The following is a 10,213-nucleotide window of genomic DNA, read 5'->3' as shown; positions in this document are numbered from 1 at the left end:
GAGCTGACAAGAGTAAATTTAAAAAAAATGCTCAACCGCACACTTTTCAACCAAAACATATCATAACTGCTTATATATTGTGATATTTGCCGTTTTTTGCACCTCATCTCTCTACCCGATGGCATACTACTTAGCGAGATAAAGCTAAAGGAACTGCTCGCATGTCGTTATCCACTCAACAACTGGCGGCCCAAAAAAACCTCTCTTATGTTCTTGCCGGGAAGTTGGCGCAGCGCATATTAAAAGGTGAGTACGCACCGGGGAGCATATTGCCAGGTGAAATAGAGCTGGGCGAGCAATTTGGCGTTAGCCGTACAGCTGTCAGGGAGGCGGTTAAGACGCTAACCGCTAAAGGCATGGTTTTACCCCGTCCGCGTATCGGCACACGGGTAATGCCGCAAAGCCATTGGAACTTCCTCGATAAGGAACTGCTCGCCTGGTGGATGACCGTGGAAGATTTCAATAATGTGGTGAAAGACTTTCTTGTCATGCGACAGAGTCTTGAACCTCAGGCCTGCGCCCTTGCCGCGCGCCACGGCAATGAAAACCAGAAACGCGATCTAAAAGCGACGCTCGATGAAATGCTCTCACTGAAAGCAAAGTTCGACCGCGAACGTTGGGTGGAAGCGGATATGGCTTATCACGAGAAAATCTACGAGATGAGCGGAAATCCTTTTATGACCTCTTTCGCCAGTCTGTTTCGCTCCATCTATTACACCTACTTTACCGCGATTACCCATAATGAGGTGATTAAGCTTGAGCTTCATCAAACCATTGTCGAAGCGATACTGACAGGAAAGAGCGAAGCCGCTTCTACCGCCTGTCAGACGCTTTTGCAGGATAACGATGCTCAAGAGCAATAACTAAAAACAGGATCCGCATGACCAAAAAAGCGCGCAGTATGGCAGGCCTGCCATGGATAGCGGCCATGGCCTTTTTTATGCAGGCGCTGGACGCCACTATTCTTAACACCGCTCTACCAGCTATCGCCCAAAGCCTTAACCGTTCCCCTCTGGCGATGCAGTCCGCGATTATCAGTTATACCCTGACCGTCGCCATGCTGATTCCCGTCAGCGGCTGGCTGGCAGACCGCTTCGGCACCCGTCGCGTCTTTATGCTGGCAGTAACGCTTTTCACGCTGGGGTCGCTGGCGTGCGCCCTTTCTGGTTCGCTAGGCGAACTGGTTATCTTTCGCGTAGTGCAGGGGGTTGGCGGCGCAATGATGATGCCCGTCGCGCGTCTGGCTCTGCTTCGCGCCTACCCACGCAGCGAACTCTTGCCTGTGCTCAACTTCGTCACCATGCCAGGGCTGGTAGGACCAATTCTGGGGCCATTATTAGGCGGGGTGCTGGTCACCTGGGCGAGCTGGCATTGGATCTTCCTTATTAATATTCCCATTGGCATCGCCGGGTTGCTGTACGCGCGTAAATATATGCCGAACTTCACTACACCGCGCCGCCGTTTTGATTTATCTGGGTTCTTCCTGTTTGGCTTGAGCCTGGTCTTTATCTCCAGCGGCATGGAGCTTTTTGGCGAGCGCATCGTCGCCACCTGGCTGGCGCTGCTGGTCATTATGGGCGGGCTGCTGCTTTTGCTGGCTTATATCTGGCACGCTCGTCGTCACCCAACGCCGCTTATCGCCCTGCCGCTGTTTAAGACGCGAACCTTCTCCGTTGGCATTGCCGGTAATATTGCTTCACGCCTCGGCACAGGGTGCGTACCTTTCCTGATGCCGCTGATGTTACAGGTAGGGTTCGGCTATCCGGCATTCATTGCGGGCTGCATGATGGCGCCGACGGCGGTAGGCTCGATTCTCGCGAAATCAGTAGTCACAAAGGTATTGCGCGGTTTTGGTTATCGTAAAACGCTGGTAGGCATTACGATTTTTATCGGTCTGATGATTGCGCAGTTCGCTATCCAGTCGCCGGGGAAAGAGGTGTGGATGCTGATCCTGCCGCTGTTTATCCTCGGTATGGCGATGTCGACCCAGTTTACGGCGATGAATACCATTACGCTTGCAGACCTTTCAGATGAGAACGCCAGCGGCGGCAATAGCGTGCTGGCAGTGACGCAGCAGCTTTCCATCAGCCTTGGGGTGGCGGTCAGCGCCGCCGTGCTGCGCTTTTATGAAGGGTTTGAAAATGCCAATACCATTGAGCAGTTCCACTACACCTTTATTACGATGGGTGTGATAACCGTTATTTCCGCAGCGGTCTTTATGCTGCTGCGCGCCAAAGATGGCAACAACCTGATAAGAGAGCGGCATAAGGCTTAAGCCGAACCGCGCTCCACCAGCTCCGGCGTCAGCTGGAGCCGCTGCTGCTGTAAATCGGGCTGCGCCATGCGATGAATCAGCACATCGATGGCCAGCTCGCCCAGTTCGTCCTTCGGTTGATGAATGGTGGTCAGCGGCGGCGTCATGTAGCGCGCCAGCTCTATGTCGTCATACCCCACCAGCGCCATATCCTGAGGAATGCGTAACCCCGCCTGGTAGAGCGCCTGATAGGCGCCAACAGCCATGGCGTCGTTACTCATAAATACCGCCTGCGGAGGCTCACGCAATGCCAGCAACGCCTGCATGGCGTCGAAACCGCCGCGAAACTCGAAGTCTGCGTTAACTTCATATCCTTCTTTTACAGTAAGCCCGGCGCGCGCCATCGCGTTGCGATACCCTTCCACACGCAGACGCGCCGGGGTTTTATCGAGCGGCCCGGTAATACAGGCGATGCGGGTATAGCCTTTATCAATTAGATATTGCGTGGCGATATCCCCGCCCAACAGCGAGTTATCCTGAATCAGATCTCCCTCGCCGCCGAACGGTGCCCAGTCCATCATAACCGTAGGGATAGCCGGATAACGGCGCATGATTTCCGGCGAAGGCTGATGTGTTTCGGTACAGAGCAGCAGCAAGCCATCGACGCGTTTTTGCAGCAGCGTTTCCAGATTGCGGTTCATTCGCTGCTCATCGCCATCGGTATTACAAAGCACCAGGCTGTAACCGCGCTCAAAGCAGCTGCGCTCCACGCCGCGAACCAGTTCGGAGAAGAAAGGGTTGGAGCTGGCGGTGATCAACATGCCGATGGTTCGGGTCTGGTTGATTTTGAGGCTGCGCGCCAGCGCGGAGGGCGCGTAGTTCAGGCTTTGGATGGCCGCCTCGACTTTCTCGCGAATCGCCTCACTGACGAAGCGGTCATTATTAATGACGTGTGAAACGGTGGAGGTGGAGACGCCCGCCAGGCGGGCGACATCTTTCATGGTCGCCACAAGCTACTCCTGCTGCGCCAGAAAGTCGTCAATCTCTTTGCGCCACGGTACGGAAGGCTGTGCGCCGGGACGGGTAACGGCGATAGCCGCCGCCGCATGCGCGAAACGAATAGCTTCCGCCAGCGGTTTTTCTTCCAGCAGCGCCGTAAGCAGCGCACCGTTAAAGGTGTCGCCCGCTGCGATAGTGTCGATAGCTTTTACTTTGAAACCAGGAACCCGTTGACCTTCACCGTTAACGCTTGCCCAAACGCCGCGGCTGCCAAGCGTGATAATAACGGTGCCAATGCCTTTAGCATGCAGCGCCGCCGCCGCTTTCGCCGCGTCGTCGTCATTTTTTACGGCGATGCCGGTCAGCTTCTCCGCTTCGGTTTCATTGGGGGTAATGATATCCACCAGCGCAAGCAATTCATCAGAAAGCCTGCGGGCTGGCGCGGGGTTAAGAATAACGCGAGTGTGGTTCTGCTGCGCAATGCGCGCCGCCGCCAGCACGCTCTCTACCGGTGATTCCAGTTGCATTAACAAGGCGGAAGCTTTGGCGATGCGCTCATGTTGGGCTTCTACCAACGCAGGCGTCAGCGACGCATTGGCGCCAGCATGGATAGCAATCACGTTTTCGCCTTCGCCATTAACAAAAATAAGCGCCACGCCAGTGGACTCGCCCTCAATAACGCTGACCGGCGCGACGTCGACCTTGTCCTGAACCAGCTGCTGACGAACCCGGGCGCCAGTATCATCGCTGCCCACGCAGGCGATAAAATCGATATCCGCGCCGCTGCGCCCGGCCGCTACAGCCTGGTTAGCGCCCTTGCCGCCAAACGCCACCTGGTAATGGTTGCCGGTTACGGTTTCTCCGGGTGAGGGGAAAGCATCAAGATTAAGGATATGGTCGGCATTGATGCTGCCGAGAACGACGAGTTTGCCCACGCTGTTCACCGTTATTTGTCTGGTTAAAGTGCGCCACATCCTGTGGCGCGTTGCCCTGCATTTCTTATGATGTCTTTATTGTTTGACGACCAGTTTCAGGTCGACCGGAATTTTAGCGTGAACTTTCTCGCCTTTAAGCACTTTATCGGCAGTTTGTACGCCGATTGCGCCGATTTGCTCCGGCAACTGCGCAATGGTTGCGCCCAGCTTGCCGTCTTCAACCGCTTTCACGCCGTCCGCTGTGCCGTCAAAGCCAACAACCAGCACATCGGATTTGCCTGCGGTTTGCAAGGCACGCAGCGCGCCGAGCGCCATTTCATCGTTCTGGGCGAACACAGCCTGCACGTCCGGATGCGCGGTTAACAGGTTCTGCATCACGTTCAGGCCTTTGGTGCGGTCGAAATCGGCCGGCTGGCTTGCCAGCACATTCAGCTTGTTAGCCGCTACGGCCTGCTGAAAACCTTCGCCACGCTCACGCGCGGCGGAGGTGCCGGCAATGCCCTGCAGCTCGATAACTTTCGCGCTCTGGCCTGCTTTTTTAGCGATATAGTCGCCCGCGATTTTGCCGCCAACCACGTTATCAGAAGCAACGTGGCTTACCACTTCGCCTTTTGCCGCCATGCGGTCCAGCGTAATGACCGGGATCTTCGCCTGGTTAGCCATCTTCACGGCGTTGCCCACCGCGTCGGAGTCGGTGGGGTTGATCAGCAGCAGTTTGGTGCCACGCACCGTCAGATCCTGCACGTTAGCCAGCTCTTTCGCTGGGTTATTCTGGGAATCCAGCACCACGAGGTTATAGCCGAGTTTGTCAGCTTCTTTTTGCGCGCCATCTTTCAGCGAAACGAAGAACGGGTTGTTAAGGGTGGAGACAACCAGCGCGATGGTCTCTTTCGCCATCGCGTTCGCGCTAACGGTCGCGCTTAACGCAACGGCGGAAACCAGGGTAGCCAGCTTTTTCATGTTCATAGTCAGATGTCCTGTTGAGTAATGAGTTACTGCTTTTTGTTGTCTACCAGCACCGCCAGCAATATCACCACCGCTTTGACGATCATCTGGTAATAGGAAGAAACCCCTAATAAATTCAAACCATTATTCAGGAAACCGAGAATTAAAGCGCCGATCAATGTCCCAACAATGCGTCCTTTGCCGCCGGCAAGACTGGTGCCGCCCAGCACCACCGCAGCAATCGCGTCCAGCTCATACCCGGTACCCGCCGTCGGCTGCGCCGAGGAGAGACGCGCCACTTCGATAACCCCCGCCAGCGCCGCCAGCAGGCCGGACAGAGAGTAAACAATCACTTTGACTTTGTTTACGCTGATGCCGGAAAGGCGCGTCGCCGCTTCGTTGCCGCCCAGGGCATAGATATAACGACCAAGACGGGTATGGTGCAGCATGTACCAGGCAGCGATAAACACAATCGCCATAATCCAGACGGGCGTCGGGATGCCGAGCGGGCGGCCGATACCAAACCAACCAAACAGATCGGCGTTTTCAGTAAAGCCAGTATTTACCGGGCTGCCGTTGGTATAAACCATCGTGACCCCGCGCAGCAGCAGCATCATCACCAGCGTGGCGATAAAAGCCTGCACGCGGCCTTTCGCGACAATCACGCCGGTCACGGCCCCGATTGCGGCTCCGAGGGCGAGCGAGGCGGCAATCGCCACCAGCGCGTTAACCTCAATACCGACAATCGAGGCGGCCACCGCTCCGGTCAGCGCCAGTAAGGAACCGACGGACAGATCGATTCCGGAGGTAAGAATGACCAGCGTCATCCCCACCGCCATGATGGCGTTGACGGAGGTTTGCTGCAGGATGTTGAACAGGTTGTTCAGGGTGAAGAAGTTCGGGCTCAGGGTTGAGACAATCGCAATCAGCACCAGCAGGGCTATCAGTGATTTCTGGTCCATCAGCCATGCTTTGCTGAAATAACGACGTGTCGCCACGGTCTGGGTAGTCATGTCTTTTACTCCTGAGTCACGCGATTCAGTTTGCCGACGGCTGCCGCCATCAGTACTTCCTGGGTGGCTTGCTCACGTGTGAATTCACCGCCGAGATGCCCTTCATGCATCACCATGATGCGATCGCTCATTCCCAGCACTTCCGGCATTTCGGAGGAGACCAGGATGATGCTCAGCCCTTCGGCCTTGAACTGGTTGATGAGCTGATAAATCTCTTTTTTCGCCCCTACGTCCACGCCGCGCGTCGGCTCATCAAGGATTAGCACTTTGGGTCGCGTCATCAGACCGCGGGCAATCGCCACTTTCTGCTGGTTGCCGCCGGAGAGCAGGCCAATCGCCTGATCCATCGAAGGCGTTTTTACATTAAACAGACGGATGAAATCACTCACCGCCTGCTGCTCGTCTTTATGCTTCAGGCTGCCGACATCGCGACTGAAATAACGCAGCGCGGTAAGCGACATGTTCTCTTTTACCGACATGCCGAGCACCAGCCCGTCGCGCTTGCGGTCTTCAGAGATATAAACGATGCCGTTCGCCAGCCCGTCCTGCGGTGAGCGAGTCACCACTTCGCGTCCGTCCAGCTCCACGCGGCCGCCGGTACGCGCCAGGGCGCCATAAAGCACTTTCATCAGTTCGGTGCGCCCGGCGCCCATCAGCCCGGCCACGCCGAGAATTTCCCCTTTCTTCAGGGTAAAGCTGACATCATGCACGCCAGGGCCGGAGAGGTTTGATACGCGCAGGCGGGTTTCGCCAGGCGCTTTATCAAGACGGGGATACTGGTCTTCGAGCTTGCGTCCCACCATCATTTCGATAAGCGTCTCTTCGGTGAGCGTGTCGACCTCGCGTTCGGCGATAAACTGGCCGTCGCGAAAAACCGTCACGTCGTCGCAAATCTCGAAAATTTCTTTCATGCGGTGGGAGATATAAACAATGCCGCGCCCTTGCGCTTTCAGTTCGCGGATCACACGAAACAGCGACTCGGTTTCGGTGTCGGTCAACGCATCGGTCGGTTCATCCATAATGATGACTTTCGACTCGAAGCTCAGCACCTTGGCTATCTCCACCATCTGCTGGTCGCCAATAGAGAGATCGCCTACCAGGCGGTGACTGTTAAAGCGCAGATTAAGTTTTTTAAGTAGCTTATCCGCTTCGCCGTGCATCGTTTTCCAGTCGATTTTGCCGAAACGGTTAACGAATTCGCGGCCCAGAAAGATGTTTTCTGCGATGGAGAGCTGCGGAATAAGGTTGAGCTCCTGATGAATAATGCCGATGCCCGCCTCCTGCGAGGATTTCGGGCCGCTGAAGGCGGTCTCTTTACCAAGCCACATCAGCGAACCCGCATCTTTGGTATAGATGCCGGTCAGCACTTTCATCATGGTGGATTTACCGGCGCCGTTTTCCCCCACCAGCGCCATCACACGGCCTGGGTAAACGTTAAGCGCCGCGCCGGAGAGGGCTTTTACGCCGGGGAACGCTTTATCGATCCCCTTGAGTTGTAATAACGCTTCCATGACGGCCTCAGAAGGTTACGCCGGCACAGAGAATGATATTCGCATACGGGGAACACTCCCCGCTGCGAATGACCGCCTGACTGTCTGCGGTTTGTTTTTTAAACTGCTGGTGTGTGATGTAACGTACATCAATATGATTTCCCTGGTGCTGCTGCAGCTGCCTGATGTGCTCAAGCAACGTTTCGTGGAGCTGCGGATTGTGCTGCTTAATCTCCTCCGCCAGGTATGCCGCCTCGACCTGCATCTCCTTCGTGACCACTTCCACAACCTGCATGAAACCAGGAACGCCCTGCGTTAACGCAAGATCGATTCGCTCAGTCGCGCCGGGAATGGGTAAGCCTGCGTCGCACACCACAACCGTATCGGTATGACCGAGACGGGCGATGACGGAAGAGATGCCTGCGTTGAGTACGGTGCCTTTTTTCATTTTATGCTCCCTTAGCGAAACGTTTCGCTGTTGGCAGTGTAGTGAAGAGCATGTTCAGAAAACAATCGCGGCGTAACGAATTTGTGATCGTTATCGAAACGTTTCGCTAACGTAAATTTGCGGGGAGGAAAAAGAAAAACGCCCCGCATTGTAGCGAGGCGTTAAAAAGACGTTAAATTTCAACCTGAGTGCCCAGTTCGATAACCCGGTTAGGTGGGATTTCAAACTGGTCCGGCGCCCGCAGGGCGTTGCGCTGAAGCAGCAGGAATAGCTTGCCGCGCAGCCGCAGGTACCAGGGCCGGTCGCCGATAATCAGTGATTCATGCGACATAAAGAACGAGGTTTCCATCATTCGGCAGCTTAAGCCTTCCAGCCCGCAGCGGTGGAACACTTCTTCTACGTTCGGCGTTTCGCGCCAACCGTAGCTTGCCACCACGCGCCAGAACGTCGGCGAAAGCTGCTCAATCTGCACCCGGCGAACGTTATGTACATACGGCGCGTCCTCGGTGCGCAGCGTCAGCAGGATAACCCTTTCATGCAGCACCTTGTTGTGCTTCAGGTTATGCAGCAAGGCGAAAGGAATAACGTTAAGCGCGCGGGACATATACACCGCGGTGCCCGGCACGCGCACTGGCGGTGATTTCTCCAGCGAGGCGATCATCGCATCCAGCGAGTTGCCGTGCTCATGCATACGGCGCAACAGGCGAAAACGCTCGCTCTTCCAGGTGGTCATGATGATAAACATCACGATGCCGAGACTCAGCGGCAGCCAGCCGCCGGAGAAGAGTTTATCCAGGTTCGCCGAGAAGAGCGGGATATCCACACACAGGAAGGCGGTGGCGATAAGCAAGACGAACAGCTTATTCCAGTTCCAGTTTTTACGCGCCACGGTGCAGGAAAGAATCGAGGTCAGCACCATGGTGCCAGTCACCGCGATGCCGTAAGCCGCAGCGAGGTTGCTCGAATGTTCGAAGCTGATAATGACAATCACCACGGCGAAATAGAGCGTCCAGTTAATCACCGGAATGTAAATCTGCCCGGACTCCATCTCAGAGGTGTGAATGATGCGCATCGGCGACAGGTAACCGAGACGCACCGCCTGGCGGGTTAATGAGAAGACGCCGGAGATAACCGCCTGCGAAGCGATAACGGTAGCCAGCGTCGCCAGAATCAGCATTGGAATTAATGCCCAGTCCGGCGCCAGCAAAAAGAAGGGGTTCTTAATCGCTTCCGGCGTTTTCAGCAGCAGCGCGCCCTGGCCAAAATAGTTCAACGCCAGCGAAGGCAGCACCACGCTGAACCATGCCACGCGAATCGGCAGTTTGCCGAAGTGCCCCATATCGGCATACAGCGCTTCCACGCCGGTAATGGACAGCACCACCGCGCCCAGCGCGACAAAAGAGATCGTTTTATATTCCAGAAAGAAGTGTACCGCCCAGACCGGATTCAGCGCCTGCAACACTTCAGGGTTGCCTATAATGCCGCGCGCGCCCAGTACCGCCAGGACGAGAAACCAGGCAAGCATAATCGGCGCAAAAAGTTTGCCCACCATGCCGGTGCCATGCTTCTGAATAATAAACAGCAGCGTAAGAACGATAATGGAAAGCGGAACGATATAGGCGTCCAGCGAGGGTGCGGCTATCTCCAGCCCTTCTATCGCCGACATCACCGAAATAGCCGGGGTGATAACCACCTCGCCATAAAAGAAGCTGCCGCCAATTAACCCCAGGATGACCAGTACCGACGTCATGCGCGCCGACGTGTTGCGGCCCGCCAGCGACATAAGCGTCAGGATCCCCCCTTCACCGGCGTTGTCCGCCCGCATAACAAAGGTGAGGTATTTAATAGAGACAACAAAAACCAACAGCCAGAAAATAAGAGAAAGAAAACCGAAAACGGCATCCCGTTCAACGCCAAACCCGAACTGTCCTGACAGACACTCTCTTAGGGTATAAAGCGGGCTGGTGCCGATATCACCGTAAACCACCCCGATTGCGGCCAGCGTTATGGCAGGCAGCGATTGCTTATTGTCAGTGCTCATAGACTAATCTTTCGTTGGGAGAAATGGGTGTGCTTAGTCCCTTGGCCCACAAAAAGCGCACAGTATGCACGATTCACCAAAAAATCGT

The 10,213-nt window shown here is 55.5% G+C and carries 9 protein-coding genes; 2 read left to right on the top strand and 7 right to left on the bottom strand.

Annotated elements, in window-relative coordinates; all coding sequences use genetic code 11:
• Nucleotides 1-161 precede the first annotated feature (161 nt).
• Nucleotides 162-863, top strand: a complete 702-nt coding sequence (locus tag MT962_RS20445) for a FadR/GntR family transcriptional regulator (protein ID WP_048887573.1) — start codon at nt 162-164, stop codon at nt 861-863.
• 17 nt (nt 864-880) lie between these two features.
• Complete coding sequence (gene mdtD, locus MT962_RS20440) at nt 881-2,275, top strand: multidrug transporter subunit MdtD (RefSeq protein WP_024556874.1); 1,395 nt, start codon at nt 881-883, stop codon at nt 2,273-2,275.
• On the opposite strand, the gene rbsR is transcribed toward mdtD, so the two are convergent.
• The 7 genes from rbsR to kup form a co-directional block, all read right to left on the bottom strand.
• Entirely contained in the window at nt 2,272-3,264 is a 993-nt protein-coding gene (rbsR, locus tag MT962_RS20435) for a ribose operon transcriptional repressor RbsR (protein WP_024556873.1), read from the bottom strand. The genes mdtD and rbsR overlap by 4 nt on opposite strands.
• Before the next feature lie 3 nt (nt 3,265-3,267).
• Nucleotides 3,268-4,197, bottom strand: coding sequence for a ribokinase (gene rbsK, locus MT962_RS20430; RefSeq protein WP_024556872.1), 930 nt, complete (start codon nt 4,195-4,197; stop codon nt 3,268-3,270).
• A 66-nt stretch (nt 4,198-4,263) separates the two neighbouring features.
• Nucleotides 4,264-5,154: a ribose ABC transporter substrate-binding protein RbsB gene (rbsB, locus tag MT962_RS20425; protein WP_024553605.1), complete on the bottom strand. Its 891-nt coding sequence runs from the start codon at nt 5,152-5,154 to the stop codon at nt 4,264-4,266.
• A gap of 26 nt (nt 5,155-5,180) precedes the next feature.
• On the bottom strand, nt 5,181-6,146 hold the full coding sequence (gene rbsC, locus MT962_RS20420) for a ribose ABC transporter permease (protein WP_024556871.1): 966 nt from the start codon (nt 6,144-6,146) through the stop codon (nt 5,181-5,183).
• A gap of 5 nt (nt 6,147-6,151) precedes the next feature.
• A complete protein-coding gene (gene rbsA, locus MT962_RS20415; RefSeq protein WP_024556870.1) occupies nt 6,152-7,657 on the bottom strand; it encodes a ribose ABC transporter ATP-binding protein RbsA in 1,506 nt (501 codons plus the stop codon).
• A gap of 7 nt (nt 7,658-7,664) precedes the next feature.
• Nucleotides 7,665-8,084, bottom strand: coding sequence for a D-ribose pyranase (gene rbsD, locus MT962_RS20410; protein WP_024559893.1), 420 nt, complete (start codon nt 8,082-8,084; stop codon nt 7,665-7,667).
• A gap of 172 nt (nt 8,085-8,256) precedes the next feature.
• The gene (kup, locus tag MT962_RS20405) at nt 8,257-10,125 is read right to left on the bottom strand and encodes a low affinity potassium transporter Kup (protein WP_247366320.1); all 1,869 of its coding nucleotides are present in this window, start codon (nt 10,123-10,125) and stop codon (nt 8,257-8,259) included.
• Nucleotides 10,126-10,213 lie beyond the last annotated feature (88 nt).

The sequence above is a fragment of the Franconibacter sp. IITDAS19 genome, assembly GCF_023079515.1.
Classification (GTDB): Bacteria; Pseudomonadota; Gammaproteobacteria; order Enterobacterales; family Enterobacteriaceae; genus Franconibacter; species Franconibacter pulveris.
Note: the sequence above shows the minus strand (reverse complement) of the source record. Positions and strands in the feature narration are given on the sequence as shown.